The organism is Micromonospora taraxaci (assembly GCF_007830095.1).
In the GTDB taxonomy this organism is placed as follows: Bacteria; Actinomycetota; Actinomycetes; order Mycobacteriales; family Micromonosporaceae; genus Micromonospora; species Micromonospora taraxaci.
This window is the reverse complement of sequence record NZ_VIWZ01000001.1, coordinates 2231280-2245971: the sequence shown is the minus strand read 5'-3', so window position 1 is coordinate 2245971 and position 14692 is coordinate 2231280. Positions and strand designations below refer to the sequence as shown.

At 71.8% G+C, this 14692-nt stretch carries 16 protein-coding genes; 6 read left to right on the top strand and 10 right to left on the bottom strand.

Annotated features, from left to right (window positions below):
• Positions 1–27 precede the first annotated feature (27 nt).
• Positions 28–1404: an FAD-binding oxidoreductase gene (locus tag FHU34_RS10635; RefSeq protein WP_167524794.1), complete on the bottom strand. Its 1377-nt coding sequence runs from the start codon at positions 1402–1404 to the stop codon at positions 28–30.
• A 132-nt stretch (positions 1405–1536) separates the two neighbouring features.
• Positions 1537–1902 carry a YciI family protein gene (locus FHU34_RS10630; protein ID WP_145779799.1) on the bottom strand — a complete coding sequence of 122 codons (366 nt, stop codon included), beginning with the start codon at positions 1900–1902 and terminating at the stop codon, positions 1537–1539.
• 172 nt (positions 1903–2074) lie between these two features.
• Here FHU34_RS10630 and FHU34_RS10625 point away from each other — a divergent pair, with 172 nt between their 5' ends.
• Positions 2075–2947 carry an aldo/keto reductase gene (locus tag FHU34_RS10625; protein ID WP_145779798.1) on the top strand — a complete coding sequence of 291 codons (873 nt, stop codon included), beginning with the start codon at positions 2075–2077 and terminating at the stop codon, positions 2945–2947.
• 24 nt (positions 2948–2971) lie between these two features.
• Here the strand turns inward: FHU34_RS10625 and FHU34_RS10620 are convergent, their stop codons facing one another.
• The 3 genes from FHU34_RS10620 to FHU34_RS10610 form a co-directional block, all read right to left on the bottom strand.
• Complete coding sequence (locus FHU34_RS10620) at positions 2972–3364, bottom strand: effector-associated constant component EACC1 (protein ID WP_145779797.1); 393 nt, start codon at positions 3362–3364, stop codon at positions 2972–2974.
• A 15-nt stretch (positions 3365–3379) separates the two neighbouring features.
• Complete coding sequence (locus tag FHU34_RS10615; RefSeq protein WP_145779796.1) at positions 3380–5584, bottom strand: M48 family metalloprotease; 2205 nt, start codon at positions 5582–5584, stop codon at positions 3380–3382.
• Between the two features lie 172 nt (positions 5585–5756).
• On the bottom strand, positions 5757–6524 hold the full coding sequence (locus FHU34_RS10610; RefSeq protein WP_145779795.1) for an esterase/lipase family protein: 768 nt from the start codon (positions 6522–6524) through the stop codon (positions 5757–5759).
• 232 nt (positions 6525–6756) lie between these two features.
• Here FHU34_RS10610 and FHU34_RS10605 point away from each other — a divergent pair, with 232 nt between their 5' ends.
• Complete coding sequence (locus FHU34_RS10605; protein WP_145779794.1) at positions 6757–8115, top strand: pentapeptide repeat-containing protein; 1359 nt, start codon at positions 6757–6759, stop codon at positions 8113–8115.
• 11 nt (positions 8116–8126) lie between these two features.
• Here FHU34_RS10605 and FHU34_RS10600 read toward each other — a convergent pair whose 3' ends face one another.
• Positions 8127–8708, bottom strand: coding sequence for a TetR/AcrR family transcriptional regulator (locus FHU34_RS10600; RefSeq protein WP_208744959.1), 582 nt, complete (start codon positions 8706–8708; stop codon positions 8127–8129).
• 220 nt (positions 8709–8928) lie between these two features.
• On the opposite strand from FHU34_RS10600, the gene FHU34_RS10595 reads away from it, so the two are divergent.
• Positions 8929–10395 carry an MFS transporter gene (locus tag FHU34_RS10595; protein ID WP_145779792.1) on the top strand — a complete coding sequence of 489 codons (1467 nt, stop codon included), beginning with the start codon at positions 8929–8931 and terminating at the stop codon, positions 10393–10395.
• Positions 10396–10447: 52 nt separating this feature from the next.
• Here the strand turns inward: FHU34_RS10595 and FHU34_RS10590 are convergent, their stop codons facing one another.
• Complete coding sequence (locus tag FHU34_RS10590) at positions 10448–11080, bottom strand: TetR/AcrR family transcriptional regulator (RefSeq protein WP_145779791.1); 633 nt, start codon at positions 11078–11080, stop codon at positions 10448–10450.
• 59 nt (positions 11081–11139) lie between these two features.
• Between FHU34_RS10590 and FHU34_RS10585 the strand changes: the two genes are divergently transcribed.
• The 3 genes from FHU34_RS10585 to FHU34_RS10575 all read left to right on the top strand — a co-directional run bounded on the left by FHU34_RS10585 (position 11140) and on the right by FHU34_RS10575 (position 13025).
• Complete coding sequence (locus tag FHU34_RS10585; protein WP_145779790.1) at positions 11140–11430, top strand: antibiotic biosynthesis monooxygenase; 291 nt, start codon at positions 11140–11142, stop codon at positions 11428–11430.
• A 108-nt stretch (positions 11431–11538) separates the two neighbouring features.
• Positions 11539–12525: an SEC-C domain-containing protein gene (locus tag FHU34_RS10580; protein WP_145779789.1), complete on the top strand. Its 987-nt coding sequence runs from the start codon at positions 11539–11541 to the stop codon at positions 12523–12525.
• Positions 12526–12551: 26 nt separating this feature from the next.
• Positions 12552–13025, top strand: a complete 474-nt coding sequence (locus FHU34_RS10575) for a nitroreductase/quinone reductase family protein (RefSeq protein ID WP_145779788.1) — start codon at positions 12552–12554, stop codon at positions 13023–13025.
• Here FHU34_RS10575 and FHU34_RS10570 read toward each other — a convergent pair.
• From FHU34_RS10570 to FHU34_RS10560, 3 genes are all read right to left on the bottom strand, one after another.
• Positions 12976–13443: a hypothetical protein gene (locus FHU34_RS10570; protein WP_145779787.1), complete on the bottom strand. Its 468-nt coding sequence runs from the start codon at positions 13441–13443 to the stop codon at positions 12976–12978. The two genes, FHU34_RS10575 and FHU34_RS10570, sit on opposite strands and share 50 nt — an antisense overlap.
• A complete protein-coding gene (locus tag FHU34_RS10565) occupies positions 13443–13889 on the bottom strand; it encodes a hypothetical protein (RefSeq protein ID WP_145779786.1) in 447 nt (148 codons plus the stop codon). The genes FHU34_RS10570 and FHU34_RS10565 overlap by 1 nt, the downstream gene beginning before the upstream one ends.
• 339 nt (positions 13890–14228) lie before the next feature.
• Positions 14229–14492 (bottom strand): DUF6244 family protein, encoded by a 264-nt coding sequence (locus FHU34_RS10560; protein ID WP_088949318.1) that lies wholly within the window; start codon positions 14490–14492, stop codon positions 14229–14231.
• Positions 14493–14692: the final 200 nt, after the last annotated feature.

The following is a 14692-nucleotide window of genomic DNA, read 5'->3' as shown; positions in this document are numbered from 1 at the left end:
CGGGGTGCTCCCGGCGGCCGCCTGCCATCAGTGCGCCGACGGCGGCAGGGTGGGCACCGCGGTGAGCAGCTCACGCGGGTCGTAGCGGTGCTTGGCCCGGCGTAGCCGCGGCCAGTTCGCGCCGTAGGCGAGCCGCACCCGATCGGTCTCCTCCGGTGCGAGCAGGTTGGGGTAACCACCGGGCAGGGCGTGCGGGGCGAGCTGCGCCGAGGTGCGCTCGGCCCACTCCCGGTGCGGCTCGGCCCGCTCGCCGGGCGCCCAGACCGCGATGATCTCGGTGAGCAGGTGGTCGGTGCGCAGCCCGAACGCCGTGTCGGCGAGCCGGACCCGGGTGGCCGCTCCGTGGAAGTGGTGCACGGCCAGCGCGGAGAACGGTGAGCTGACCTGCCGGGCGGCGTCGACGAGCACGTCCACGGCACTGTCGGTGAGCGTGGGAAGCCAGCGGGTACGCAGCAGGTAGTGGTTGCCGTCGACCATTCCGCCGTCGAACATCCGCAACGCGTCCGCGTACGGCATCGGAGCGATCTGGTCGACGAGCGGGGTGCCCAGGGCGCGCAGTCGGTCCATCCACGGCAGCCCGGCGTCGGAGTCCGGGCCGCTGTAGAAGGGGCAGACGAAGATCACCGGTTCGCCGGCCGGGCCGGGCAGGAAACCGGTCATCACGGTCAGCTCGTCCGGGGCCTCGGCGACCAGCGCGCCGTAGCCGCGCAGCACGTCCGGCGCCTCGGCCAACGGAAACATGATCATGCCGGCCAGCACGCCGGACAGCCGGTGCGCCCGGAAGCGCAGCTCGGTCACGATGCCGAGGTTTCCGCCGCCGCCGCGCAGCGCCCAGTACAGCTCGGCGTCGTGCAGGGGGTCGGCGGTGACCCGGCGGCCGTCGGCGAGAACCACCTCCGCGCCGAGCAGGTTGTCCACTGTCAGGCCGAACCGGCCGCACAGCGGGCCGTACCCGCCGGCGAGGGACAGCCCGGCCATGCCCACGGCGTCGACCACGCCGGTGGGCACCACCAGGTCGTACGGGCGGGCGGCGGCGAGCAGCTCGGCGGCCGTGGTGCCGCCGCCGACGGTCACCGTGGCCGTGTCCGGGTCGACCCGGACGGTACGCAACTCGGTCAGGTCGAGCACCAGCCCGCCGTCGCGCAGCGCCCGACCGGCCCAGTCGTGCCCGCCGGAGCGGACCGACAGGGGCAGGTGGCACCGGGCGGCGATGCGGACCGCGTCGGCCACCTCGCCGGCGTCCAGGCACTGCGCGACCAGAGCGGGCGAGCGCTGGACCGCGCCGTTCCAGAGCCGGGTGGTGGTGGCGTAGGCGGCGTCACCCGGCTCGTGCAGCCGGTCGCCGAGCAGGGCCCGCAGCCGGGCGGCGGCCGTCGCGACATCGGGGGTGGCGGCGGAGCTCATGGCAACTCCTCGACCGGGGCCGATCGATGGCTCCGGGTACGCCCCGGCGGCGGCCCTCGCTGGGCGCGACCGTAGCACCGGAGGCCCGCCGAGCGCCGTCACCATCACGACAGCCGCCGATTGACCGGCCAGTCAGCTCTCGGCCTTGACCAGCGGGAACTCCAGGGATCCGGCCGGGCAGAGGAAGGTCAGCACGTCCACCCGGTAAAGGCCGGCCTGCACCGCCGGGTTGGCCTCCACCACGCTGCGGACGTCCTCGACACTGCCGGTGCGGGCGAGCCCGAAGCCGATCGGGGGCTCGGGGTTGCTGGTCGTCCCGTCGATCGAGCCGGAGACCAGGATGATGCCGCGTCGCTGCAGCGCCTGCATGTGCTCGGCGTGCTCGGCCTGCAACCGTTGCACGGTCTCGGCGGGCAGGACCCGCCCGGCCGCGCCGGGATAGAGCACGATGCACTCGTACGTGTCGAGCGCGAAGTTGACCTGCGGCACTCCCGCCATGGGTGCTCCCTCCGCCGTCGCGCCGGAACGCACCGGCTCCGGCCAGCGTCGCACGTGCGCCCTGCTCGTACCTGTCGCTTCCGGGTAACCGCCGGCGGGGCAGGTGACGTGTCGGGTCGCACAGTCGGCGGACCGGCGGTGTCACCGTCCATTTCCGGGGGATGATCTACCCATGGCGACAAACATCAGTGAGCAGCCCGCGAAGGCGTCCGGCACGTACCGCATCGGTGGCGACGTCACTGTCAACCGGCTCGGCTACGGCGCGATGCAGATCACCGGCCCAGGTGTCTGGGGAGATCCGAAGGACCCGGCCGAGGCGGTCCGGGTGCTGCGTCGTGCGGTCGAGCTGGGCGTGACGTTCATCGACACCGCCGACTCGTACGGGCCGTTCGTCTCGGAGCTGCTGATCCGTGAGGCCCTGCACCCGTACGCCGACGACCTGGTCATCGCGACCAAGGCGGGGCTGAGCCGTTCCGGGCCGGGCGACTGGCGCGCGTTGGGCCGCCCGGAGTACCTGCGTCAGCAGTGTGAGCTGAGCCTGCGCCACCTCGGCCTGGACAGCATCCCGCTCTACCAGCTGCACCGGATCGACCCGAAGGTGCCGCTCGCCGACCAGCTCGGTGAGCTGGCGCTGCTGCAGCAGGAGGGCAAGATCCAGCACATCGGGTTGTCCGAGGTGAGCGTCGCGCAGATCGAGGAGTCCCGGGCGATCACCACGATCGCGTCCGTGCAGAACCTGTACAACCTCGCCAACCGCAGCGCCGAGGACGTGCTGGAGTACTGCGAGCGCAACGACCTCGCGTTCATTCCGTGGTTCCCGATCGCGACCGGTGAGCTGGCCCGCCCGGGCGGCCCGCTGGACGCGATCTCCACGGCGCACGGCGCGTCGCCCGCGCAGCTCGCGCTGGCCTGGCTGCTGCGCCGCTCGCCGGTGATGCTGCCGATCCCCGGCACGTCCTCGGTGGCGCACCTGGAGGAGAACGTGAGCGCGGCCGACGTGCGGCTCACCGACGACGAGTTCGAGGCGCTCGCCAAGGCCAGCTGAGCTGCCGGTCCGGACGCCGTCGTCTCAGTCGGCGGCGTCCGGCCCGGGCTCGCGGGCGGCCCGCAGCGCCTCGGTGGCCTGGGCCAGCAGGCGCGCGGAGTCGGTTCGTCCGCTCACCTGGAGTTCCACCTCCGTGTCCCCGGCCTGGATCCGGATGCTGGCCTCGGTGCGCTGCTGGTCGACCCAGGACTGCAACAGGTTGAACAGCCCTGGCAGCAGACCCTGGGCCAGCACCGCGATGATCACTGCGTCGCTGAAGCCGGGCCGGCCCCCGCCGCCGCCGGCCTGGCGGACCACCGGTCGGTACTCCGGGTGGCGGTGGATCCAGGTCAGCAGGTCGACCGACGGCTGCTGGCGCTGGCGGGGGTTGATGGTCAGCCGTACGGGCAGCCGGGCGGCGGTGTTGCTGTCGGGCACGGGCTCTCTCTCCGGTCAGTTGACGGCAGGGCGGAAGGTGACGTTGTCGCCGTCGGCGGTGGCGACGCCGGTGACGGACAACGTGTCGTCGTCGGTGAACGGTGAGGTGCCACCGAAGTACGTGTTGGTGCCGCTGACCTGCACCCTGCCCCGGGTTTCGGGCGGGGTGGTCACCTGGGCGCTGGCCGGGCCGGTCAACTCCAGGGTGAGCTTCGGGTACTCCAGGATCTTCCAGGTGACCTTCTGCGCGGACCCGCCGTAGTAGCTGAACGGGCAGCCGGGTGGCGCGGTGACCGTCTGTTTGGCGCACTCGTCCAGCCAGGCGCGGACCTGGGCCTCGACGGCCTCGGCCGCCGCCGGTTTGAGCACCGGGGTCAGTTGCAGGGTGGCGGCGCTCTGCCCGGGGTCGGCCACCACCGTCGCGTTCGGCGTCTCGCTGAGCGCGCTGGACGGGCCGGTGGCGGTGTAGACGCCGGGCAGCAGCACCAGCGGCGGCCCCTCGGTGGCGACCGGCAGTTCCACCCCGTTGAGCCGCACCCCGGGGTCGGCGATCGAGGAGTTGAGCGGGATCGGGCCACCGGTCAACCGCCAACCGTGAAACAGGCCGGCGGTGGACTCCTTGTCGCGCTCCAGCGTGAGGGTGGCGGTCTGCCGTGCCTCGGCCAGCCGGTACGCGACAGTGGCGGTCGCCGTGTCGCCGTCGCGTTCCAGCGAGCTGACCTCGACGTCGGTCGGTGGCTGGTAGCCCTCGCCGCGCAGCAGTCGGTCGAGCAGCTTGGTGTCGGTGCCGGCACCCTGGTCGGTCAGGTGGCCGAGCGCGGCCTCGCTGTCCCGGTCGGCGAGCGCGGCGAAGAAGCCCTCGACCGCCGCCTCGGGGCGGAAGAACGCCCACTGCACCGCGCTGAGCCCACCGGCGCCGAGGCAGGCGACCAGGGCGAGCGCACCGACCAGCAGCCAGGTGCGGCGGGTGCCGACCGGGCCGGACTGGTTGAACAGTCGCTCGACGGTGACCGGCTCGGTCACGCCGGTGGGCGCACCGGTCAACGACGCCCGTTCCAGCGCGTCGAGCCGGAGTTCGTGCGGCGGGTGGGTGGCGCAGACCGCCTCGTCCCAACCGCTGCGGCCAGTCTCGAAGGACAGCCGCCGTTCGAGGATGCGCCGCATCGCCTCGACGTGCCCGGTGAGTACGGCGCCGAGGTCGGCCCGGTACTCCGCCGCCCGGACATCGCGGGCGTGCAGCGGCAGCACCACGTACCGCATGGTGAGCAGCACCGGCCAGAAGAGCAGGAAGACCACGAAGTTGGTGCCCGGGTGCGGGAACGTCCGCATCAGCCAGGCCGGCAGGGCGTGCGCGAGGGTGAGCGGCAGGCCGACACCACGGACGAAGGCGCTGGTGATCTCGTCTCCGGTGCGCCAGTGCACCAGCTCGTGGCTAAACAGCGCGGCGATCTCGTCGTCCGCCTCGGTCAGCACGGCGGTGGTGACCACGACGTGCCGGGCGTACGTGCGGGCGTTGCTCAGGACGGGGTCGTCCTCCATGAGCAGCCGCGGCACGCTGGGCAGGCCGAGTCGTCGCGCGCAGTCGTCCAGCACGGGTCGCAGCCGCGCGGCCTCGCGGCGGCTGGGCTGGCGGGCGCCGGAGACGACGAGCAGTCGCGGTTCCAGCACCACCCGGTAGAGCGTGTAGAGGACCCCGATCAGCCCCGCCGCGACGACGGTGCCGACCAGGCCGGTGACCACGGCGAACGGCCCCTCGCCGGCGCCCAGCCAGGGCAGCACCAGCACGCTGAGGAAACCGACCAGGAAACCGACGGCGAAGCCGGCGACGCCGCCAAGCACCCCGCCGGAGCGGCTCAGGAACGACTCCAGCAGGGAGCCGATCAGCGGCGCGTCGCGGAGCACCTGCGGCACCTGGTCGTCAGCGCCGAGGCCGCCGGCGAAGAGGCCGACGATGCCGAAGCTGAGACCGCCCCAGAAGGCCAGGAGCAGCGCCACCGGCAGGTAGAACCAGGTGGCGACGAAGGCGCCCAGCACGCCGCGCCAGTCCCGCAGGATCCCGGCGCGCAGCCAGACCAGCGCGCTGGGATAACCCGGAGGGCGGTCGGAGAACCCGCCGCCGGTCGACTGCGGGTCGGCGGCCGGCGGCTCGGCGGCCCGGACGTCGAGCTGCGGCACTGTCGGCGGGGTGTTCTCCGGCGGCACGGTGTGCGGCTCGGTCATGCGCGCTGCTCCTTCGCGAATGTCACTTCCTCTGTCGCCAATGGACAGCCGCAGCAGGCTATCGAGCACATCCGATGCCTGCCACACCCTTTCCCGGGAACGTCGGGCAACCGACACTCATCGGCTCGTGACAGTGGGGGTGGTCCCGTCGGGACCACCCCCACGGGCCGGGTCAGAGCGCGAGGCAGTTGGGTCGCACCGGGCCGTCGACCAGGGCGCCGCGCACGATGGTGTACGCCGTGCCGTCGAGCACCAGACCGAGGTGCCCCACCACCCGCAGCGGGCAGTACGACTGGATCAGCACGTTTGTCGCGCCGTCGTTGACCACGGCGTTGCCGGTCGGCCGGACCAGCTCGTCCTGAAGGGTGCGGATGGTGGTGTAGCGCACCGCCCCCGGGGTGTCGTCGCCGGCGTTGAGGTCGGCGAGGAACGCCGAGCCGATGGTCATCTGTTGACAGGCCACGATGCCGGCGCAGCTGCCGAGGCCGAGGAACGCCACGATGTTGGCGACGTAGGTGCCGTACTGCGGTGTGCCCAGGCTGACGTAGCGACCGACGGTGGCCGTGCCGCCGAGCCGCTTGAGGTAGTAGCGGCTGACCAGGCCGCCTTCGGAGTGGGCGACGACGTCCACAGTCGACGCGCCGGTGCTGGCGCGCACCTGGTCGACGTAGGTGGCGAACGCGCGGGCGGAGGTGGGGATGTCGCCGAGGCCCAGCCCGGGCAGTTGGTAGATGAAGGCGCGGTAGCCGTCGGCGCGTAGCCGGGCGGCGATCGGCTCGTACGCGACGGCGACGCCGCTGAGCCCGCCGACCACGATCACCGGGTTGGCCGCGGCGGCGGTCGGGGCAGCGGGGGCGGGGGCGGCGGTCGCGGTGCCGGCGGAGGCGATCAGGGCGGCGACGGCGACGGACACGACTAGGGCGGTCTTTCGGAGCAGCATGGCTGCACCTCCGGGGGGAGGCACCCGGCGAACCGGGCAGGTGGGTGGGGGTGTCCGGTCGACCGTGCGACGATCATCCCCGCAACAATTCGGCAACGTCAATGACTTGTTACGCGCCGGTAACCCGTTGTCCCGCCGAGGGCGCAAACCGGCAATTCGCCGGGCCTCCACATCGGACGGGCCGCGCTGGCGCGTACCCCTGGGTTGTGGCGGCGGATGGCATGCTGTGGCCGTGGCCACGGACGAACCCCCCGAGCGCCAGCTACGGGTGATGCCCTGGTGGCTGGTCCTGGTCGGCCTGCTGATCGCCGCCGCCCTGGGCTGGCTGGTGCTGGATCTGCTGCTCACCGAGGCGGGCCGGGCCACCCAGCCGGACACCCGGGCCACGCTGCGCATCGACGCGATCCGCACCGGCCTGACAGTGGTCGCCGGCACCGGTGGAGGGCTCGCCCTGCTGCTGGCCGCCCGTCGTCAGTGGATCACCGAGCGCGCCCAGCGACACCAGGAGAGCGTCGCCGCCCGCGACCAGGCGCACCGTGACCGGGTCCAGGCGCACGCCGAGTCGGTGGCCGAGGCCGCGCAACGACACCAGGACCGGCAGTCCTCGGCCGCCGAGCACGACGCGGCGGAACGGCGGTTGACCGAGCTCTACACCCGGGCGGTCGAGCTGCTCGGCAACGACAGCGCGGCGGTACGTCTCGGTGGCCTGCACGCGCTGGAGCGCCTCGGTCAGGACAATCCGGGGCAGCGTACGACGATCGCGGCGGTGCTCTGCGCGTACCTGCGGATGCCGGCGCCCGACGACGAGCCGCGCGAGACGGAGGTCCGGCGCACCGCGCAGCGTGTGCTCACCCGGCACCTACGCGCGGACGACGCGGCCCACTGGCCGGAGGTCGCGCTGAACCTGGTCGGTGCCCGGCTGGTCGACTTCGACGCCGCCGGCTGCACGCTCGTCGACGCGACCTTCACCGGCGCGGTGTTCACCGGCGCGACGACCTTCGCGGGCGCGACGGCGCGGGGGCGTCTCCTGCTCGGGTCGGCGACCTTCGGTGACGTGACCTTCGAGGGCTTGACGGCCGACGGCGAGGTCATGCTGGACGGGGTTCGGGGCGTCGGCCAGGCCAGCTTCGACGGGGCCGCCTTCACCGGTGGCCTGTCCTGCCGGCGAGCCGGCTTCGCCGGCCCGACCTCGTTCCGCCGGGCGACGTTCGGCCAGCCGACCAGCTTCGACGCGACCCGCTTCGAAGACGCCGCGACGTTCCGGGAGGCCGTCTTCGACGGCGCCCTGTCGATGGAGCACACCGAGTTCGGCGGGTCGGCCACCTTCCACTCCGCCCGCTTCACGAACATGGCGCTGTTCCGCTGGACGGTGTTCGGCGCGGAGGCGCTGTTCGACAGGGCCCGCTTCACCGACGCCGCGAACTTCGGTCGGGCCCGGTTCCACAGCATGGCCAGCTTCCGTGACGCGCAGTTCAGCCGACCACCGCAGGTGGAGCAGGCGCGGGCGATGGTCGACGCCGGCCACCGCTGGCCGGCGGGCACGGTGACGGAACGCCTCGACGACGAGTGGCTACTGCTGGTCGACAGCTGACCGGACGGCGGTCAGCTCGACGTGGCCGGCGGGCGCAGCCCGTCCAGGGCCACGCCGAGCACCCGGTCGCGCTGCTCGGGTGACGGGAACTGGGCCATGGTGAGGCCACTGATCAGCCGCACCACGTCGTCGAAGCCGATGTCGTCACGGACCACGCGGGCGGCCTGGGCCCGCCGCATCAGCGGTTCGCCGGCGGCGTAGATCTCCGTCCGGCAGCTCTGGAAGATCTCGGAGTCGTGCAGCAGATGCTCGGCGAGCGCCCGCTTGGTGGCGACGTACGCGACGAAGCGGTGCAGCCAGGCGACCAGCGCGTCCCACGGTGGCAGTTCGGCCAGGTCCTCGGCGGAGCGGCTCAACGCCCGGACCTCCTCGACGTAGACCGCCTCGAACAGGTGCCGCCGGCTCGGGAAGTTGCGGTAGAGAGTGCCGATGCCCACCCCGGCTCGCCGGGCCACGTCCTCCAACGAGGCGGCAGCGCCGTTCTCGGCGAACGCCTCGCGGGCAGCGGCGACCAGGGAGTCGTAGTTGCGCCGCGCATCGGCCCGCTTGGGTCGCTGGGCGAAGACCTCGGGCGCCTGCCCCGCGCTGCTCATGACGTGCGTCACCTCAACCTGGTTGCATCCGGAGGCATCCCTCCGCTAGCTTAGTGGAGGCACCCCTCCGGAATCGCCGGAGGCCTGCCTCCGGTTAGCTTACCTCGGGATCCGCACGACCGCCGCCTGGCCACCCCGATCGCCCGGACCCGACAAGCCCGCCCGCCAGAGACGACGGGTGACACACCTCCCTCCGTACCGTTATCAGGAGTCTTCTCTCGTGGCAGTGACCTCCCGACGCAGCTCGCGTCGGCTCACCTTCACCGTGCTCGCGGCCGGCGCCGGGTTCTTCGCGATGCTCCAGTCGCTGATCACCCCGGTGCTGCCGACCATCCAGCAGGACCTGCACACCTCCCAGAACACCGTGACCTGGGTGCTCACCGCCTACCTGCTCTCGGCGTCGATCTTCACGCCGATCCTCGGGCGGGTCGGCGACATGGTCGGCAAGGAGCGGATGCTCGTCGCGTCGCTCGCCGCGCTCGCCCTCGGCTGCCTGGTGGCCGCCATCGCCCCGAACATCGGCGTCCTCATCGTCGCCCGCGTCGTACAGGGCATCGGCGGCGCCGTCTTCCCCCTCTCGTTCGGCATCATCCGGGACGAGTTCCCGGCCGCGCGGGTCTCCTCGGCCGTCGGCGCCATCTCGGCGATCGTCGCGGCGGGCGGTGGCCTGGGCATCGTGCTGGCCGGCCCGATCGTCACCGCACTGGACTACCGGTGGCTGTTCTGGATCCCGATGGTCGTGGTGGGCCTGACCGCCGTCGCCGCCCACCTGTTCATCCCCCAGTCGCCGGTCCGTACCCCCGGACGCATCGACTGGCGCGCCACAGTGCTGCTCTCCGGCTGGCTGGTCGCGCTGCTGCTGCCGATCAGCCAGGGCGCGGCCTGGGGCTGGACCTCCATCCGGGTTCTCGGCCTGCTCGCGCTCGCCGTGGTGCTGCTGGCCGGCTGGCTGGTCGCCGAGGTGCGCTCGGCCAACCCGCTGATCGACATGCGGATGATGCGCCTGCCCGGCGTGTGGACCACCAACCTGGTCGCCCTGCTCTACGGCGCGTCGATGTTCTCCGTGTACGCGTTCCTCCCGCAGTTCGTGCAGACCCCGACCATCGCCGGCTACGGCTTCGGCGCCAGCATCAGCCAGGCCGGTCTGCTCATGCTGCCGATGCTCGTCGCGATGTTCGTCGCCGGCATCGTCGCCGGCCGCCTCCAGGCCGTCTTCAGCGCCAAGGCGCAGCTCGCGTCCGGCGCCGCGTTCAACGTGGCCGCGTCCGCCATGCTGGCCACCGCCCACGACACCCGCTGGGAGGTCGCCGTCGCCGGTGGCCTGGCCGGTCTCGGCATCGGCCTGGCCTTCGCGTCGATGGCCAACCTGATCGTCGCCAGCGTGCCCGCCAGCCAGACCGGCGTGGCCACCGGCATGAACGCCAACATCCGCACCATCGGCGGCGCGATCGGCGCGGCCGTCGTCAGCGGCGTGATCACGGCTCACCCGCAGGCCAGCGGCCTGCCCCGGGAGACCGACTTCACCATGGGGTTTCTCCTCCTCACCGCGATCGCCGTCGCGGCCACCCTCGCGGCCCTGGCCGTCCCGTCCGCCCGGCGATCGTCGGCCGGTCGCGGGCCGTCCACCGCGACGATCCTCGAGTCGGAGCTAGCCGGCGAGTTCGCCACCATGCCCGCGACCCGCTGAGGTTCGTCGGCCAGTCGAAGCCCGGGACGGTCATCCGTCCCGGGCTTCGCCGTCAGGTGACGCAGAGCTGGGCGCTCAATGTGGCGAAGCTCCACTCCGCCCAGCGCTGCGGCGACCAACCCCGCTCCCGTACCAGAAGCAGATAGAGCTCCGGGCCGAGAAGGGCGTAGAGCACGTCGGCCGCCTGCGCGACGGACACGTCGGTACGCGCGCCCGGCTTGCTCATCAGCGACGTCGCCGCGGCTTCGTGCACTACGTACCGAGGGTCGACTCCCCGAGGCCAGATCGCGGCGACCTCGGCGTCCGTGGCGACGGCGGCATCGAGCATCCGGATGATCGGCGCGACCCGGTCCAGCACCACAGCGGTGCCGTCCACGTGCGCCCGCAACTGCTCCTGGGCCGTCCCGGCGGCCATGGCGGCACGGAACCACTCGCGGTCCATGGTGGCCACCGGCTCGTCGTCTCCGGCCACTGTGACGTCGACCAGCTCCTTGAGCAGCGTGCGCTTGTTGCCGAAGGCGAAGTAGATCGTCTGCACCGCCACCTGGGCTGCCGCCGCCACGTCCTGAAGATTCGTCGCGCCGTAGCCGCGCTCGACGAACAACTCCCGCGCGGCCGCCAGGATCCGCTGCCGGGTTTGTCGCGCCTTCTGGCTGCGTAGTCCCGAGCCCTTGACATCGCTCATGCGGGAGATTATCTCTAGAACAAGTCACTAGAAGTCAACTCTAGAGAGGAACTACAGCGATGTCTCTGCTCGTGATCACACGGTTCAGCGCCGACCCCGCTCACGCCGAGCTGGTGCCCACGCGCCACGCCGACCTCGTCTCGGCCACCCGGGCGGCCGTCGGCGGCCCGATCGAGGCCCGCCTCGGCCGCGTCGACGACCGGCAGTGGGTGGGCGTGTGGCGGTGGGAGTCGGCCGAGCAACTGGCGGCGGCGCGGAAGGTGACACCGGGCAGCGCCGCCGGCACAGCGGCGTTCGCCCTGGCCATCGACCCCACCGCCGAAGAAGTCCAGCTCGTCGACGAACGCTGATCGGCCGACGGAACCCGGTGGTGGTCGGCCGCTCCGGCTCCACCGGGTGCGACCGACCCGGGGATAGGCTGACCACTCCCGCCCGTACGCCGTCTCCAGGATGTGTCCATGCCCGAACTGTTGACCGCTGACCGCATCGACGAGATCGGCGTCCTGGGCGTCAGGAGCCCCGACCCGGCCGCGCTCGTCGCCGAACTGGTGGGCGCTGTCGACGAGGGCCGGGTCGCGGACCCGGCCGACACCGGGTACGCCCTGCTGGTCGCCGCGGACATCCTGGAGCAGGCCGGCGACCGCGCCGACGCGCTCGCCCTGGCCACCCGCGCCATCGCCGAACAGCCTGACGAGGACGCGTACGCCCGGGCGGTGCGCGGCGGCCTGCTCCTGCGCCTCGGCCGCGCCGACGAGGGCATGGCCGAGCTGACCGCGCTCCGCCCGCTGCTGGAGACCAGCCCTCACGCCACCTACGTAATCGACGAGCTGGTCGAATCCGACCGCACCGAGACGGCGCTGGAGTGGCTGACCGGGGCACTCGACGCGATCCTGGAACGGACCCGCACCCAGCAGCACGAGTCCGAGGACGCCCAGGACGAGGCCGCAGCCATGATCTTCGGCCTGACTCAGCGACGGCACGACCTGCGTGCGGAACTGGGCCTGCCGCACGACGAGTACGACAACCTCGCCGACCGGTTGCGCGCCGCGAGCGACCACGCGCTCGACGCCCTGGACGACGGCCCGGCGACGCTGCTCTTCTGGCCAAAGGCGGAGTTCGATGCGCTGCTGGTGCGGTGGCCGGCGCTCGCCGAGACCTACCCGCCCACCTGGGACGAGCACCGCGCCCAGACCGAACGAGCGTTCGTCGAGGCCTCCGGGCTGGGCGGCACCGACCTGGGCGTGGTCGCCGGCACGGTCGCGGGCCTGGCGGCCTTCGCGGAACGCGCCGGCAGCGACCCCACCGAGGAGGAAACCCTCGACGAGTACGCCGACAGCCTCGACGAGGCCGGCGTGACCGCCTGGCCACCCGGCCGCAACGACGCCTGCTGGTGCGGCTCGGGTAGCAAGTACAAGAAGTGCTGCCTGCCCCGCTCGCGCGGCTGATGGCAGCCCGAACAGGAGGCAGTGCGATGACCACAGCGGATCAGCACGAAGCAGTCGAGGACAGCCCGGTCGGTTGGGTCGCCAGCCACATCCGACGCTACGTGCAGACCGACGGCGCGGACGGCGGCACCTTCCACGGCGTACCCTCGCTGCTGCTCACCACCCGCGGACGCCGCACCGGCACGCTGCGGCGCACCGCCCTGATGTACGGACGTGACGGCGACAACCACCTGCTGGTGGCGTCCAACGGAGGCGCGGACAAGCACCCGGCCTGGTACCTGAACCTGAGCGCCGACCCGACCGTGGAGATCCAGGTCGACGCGGAGCGGTTCGCCGCCAGGGCCCGGACGGCGACCGCCGAGGAGCGTGTCCGGTTGTGGCCAGTGATGACGAAGGTCTTCCCGACGTACGCGCGCTACCAGAAGGGCACCGAGCGGGAGATTCCCCTGGTCATCGTCGAACGCACGTCGGCGAAGCCGCAGGGCTCTCGGGCGCGGTGATTCCTTGGGTGACTGCCCGCAGGGTGTCCGTGGTGAAACGATCCTGGTCGACCAGCACGTCGACGGCGACACCGGGCGCCGCCAGCCAGAACGCCTCAGCGGCACCGATGAGACCAGAGCTGTCGACATGCTGGAATTCGGTCAACTCCCAATCCGCGGGATCACGCTCGTGATACTCGGCCAGGAAGTCGCGTAGCTCGGCGAGAGTTCCGAGCCGCTCACCCCGGAGCACGTGCACCCGCAGGTCGACCCGATGGCCGTCCTCAACCTGGCGCTCCCAGACACGAGTGGCGAAGCTGACGTCCTCCCACTCGGAGGCGAAGTCCGAAACCAGGTCCCCGATGCCCGATGGCAGGTGGCCGATGTGGAAGCCGTCCAGGTCCCCACCGTCGCGGGCATCCGAATCAGGCGCGCCCATCAGCCGGCCGCCTCAATCGCCGCCTCCACCTTGTCCAGATAGTTGAACCACCACTCCCCCTCGTCCTTCGGGCGCAGCGACAGGAGACTCGCCGCCACAACGAAGGCAAGAACGACTGCGCTTACGGCTGGCAGCACTCCCGACAGCGGTCGGCCGGTCAGCACGGCACTGAGGAAGGCTTCGACTTCGCCACCGGTCACGGAGCTCCAGGCCTCGGCCTCGGCAACCTCGGCGGCCAACTCCTGTACTTGTTGTGGTGATGGTCTTCCCGCGCAGATGTCAGCACTGACGAAGGCAGAGATTGCGACGAGCAGTTCCATGGCCGACCGCCGCGTTGGCTCGTCGGAGAACATCTTCAGTGCCTCGTCAAATTCGCCCGGCTGCCGCTTGACGGCCCAGTGCAACGCGTCGCGGACGAGCTGCTCGATTCGCTCATCGATCTTCAACTGAACCTCCGTCGTTGTGCGACCTCGCCTTGTAAGCCTTGAGGGATCCCCAGGTGGCTACCGCCCCGAGCACGACGCCGGCTACTGCCTTCGGCAGAGCTGGCAAGAACTCTGAAACGGTCGCCCACGCTGTCGCCGCCGATGAACCACCAACAGCAATCGCCTCTGGGCTGACCTTCTTCCGCCGTGTGGGCGGAGGCGCCTCCCGGTCCTCTCGACTCCGTGCCTCGCGTCGTCCGTCGCGGTCGGCCATTGCCGGCTTCAAGCGCGGAACCGCAGGCCGCAAGGTGATGTCCGCCGCTGCGGGTGGTTGGTGGGTTGCGCTGCCACCACCCGTTGTCAGTTTCCCAGCGCTCGGACCTTGGCGATCGTCTCCTGGACGTGCTGCTTGGCCGGGTCGCCACCCTGGGACGCCTGCGCCAGCGCCTGGCGGTACGCGTCGATCATGCCGACCAGCGGACCCGCAGCCACACCTTCCAGGGCACCGGCGACGAGTGCCCGCGCTTCGGCTGCGTCCTGTGCCGCCGCTGCGGTTTTGGCCTTCGCCTCGTCCAGCTTCTGCGACGCCGCCGCCAACCTCGCGATGATCTGTGCTGCGCTCACGCGCGCCTCCCCGTGGTCGACCATCGCCTCCACCACCGCACCGGCGGAGACCACCTGGGAGCGTACGAGATCCGCGCACCCAGCGCGACCGCCCGCTCGCTCAATCGTCACCTCGTCGACGGAAGTGGCGGACGAGACGTCGACTGGGTGCGGCAACGGGTAGATCTTGGACAGTTTCCGTTACTCATGAACGGAAACTG

What these genes read in the sequence shown, in the direction of transcription:
- FHU34_RS10575 (WP_145779788.1), top strand. Translation starts at nt 12,552, where the DNA reads ATGACCACAGCGGATCAGCACGAAGCAGTCGAGGACAGCCCGGTCGGT.
- FHU34_RS10610 (WP_145779795.1), bottom strand. Translation starts at nt 6,524, where the DNA reads ATGCTGCTCCGAAAGACCGCCCTAGTCGTGTCCGTCGCCGTCGCCGCC.
- FHU34_RS10630 (WP_145779799.1), bottom strand. Translation starts at nt 1,902, where the DNA reads ATGGCGGGAGTGCCGCAGGTCAACTTCGCGCTCGACACGTACGAGTGC.
- FHU34_RS10570 (WP_145779787.1), bottom strand. Translation starts at nt 13,443, where the DNA reads ATGGGCGCGCCTGATTCGGATGCCCGCGACGGTGGGGACCTGGACGGC.
- FHU34_RS10600 (WP_208744959.1), bottom strand. Translation starts at nt 8,708, where the DNA reads ATGAGCAGCGCGGGGCAGGCGCCCGAGGTCTTCGCCCAGCGACCCAAG.
- FHU34_RS10580 (WP_145779789.1), top strand. Translation starts at nt 11,539, where the DNA reads ATGCCCGAACTGTTGACCGCTGACCGCATCGACGAGATCGGCGTCCTG.
- FHU34_RS10590 (WP_145779791.1), bottom strand. Translation starts at nt 11,080, where the DNA reads ATGAGCGATGTCAAGGGCTCGGGACTACGCAGCCAGAAGGCGCGACAA.
- FHU34_RS10615 (WP_145779796.1), bottom strand. Translation starts at nt 5,584, where the DNA reads ATGACCGAGCCGCACACCGTGCCGCCGGAGAACACCCCGCCGACAGTG.
- FHU34_RS10625 (WP_145779798.1), top strand. Translation starts at nt 2,075, where the DNA reads ATGGCGACAAACATCAGTGAGCAGCCCGCGAAGGCGTCCGGCACGTAC.
- FHU34_RS10635 (WP_167524794.1), bottom strand. Translation starts at nt 1,404, where the DNA reads ATGAGCTCCGCCGCCACCCCCGATGTCGCGACGGCCGCCGCCCGGCTG.
- FHU34_RS10585 (WP_145779790.1), top strand. Translation starts at nt 11,140, where the DNA reads ATGTCTCTGCTCGTGATCACACGGTTCAGCGCCGACCCCGCTCACGCC.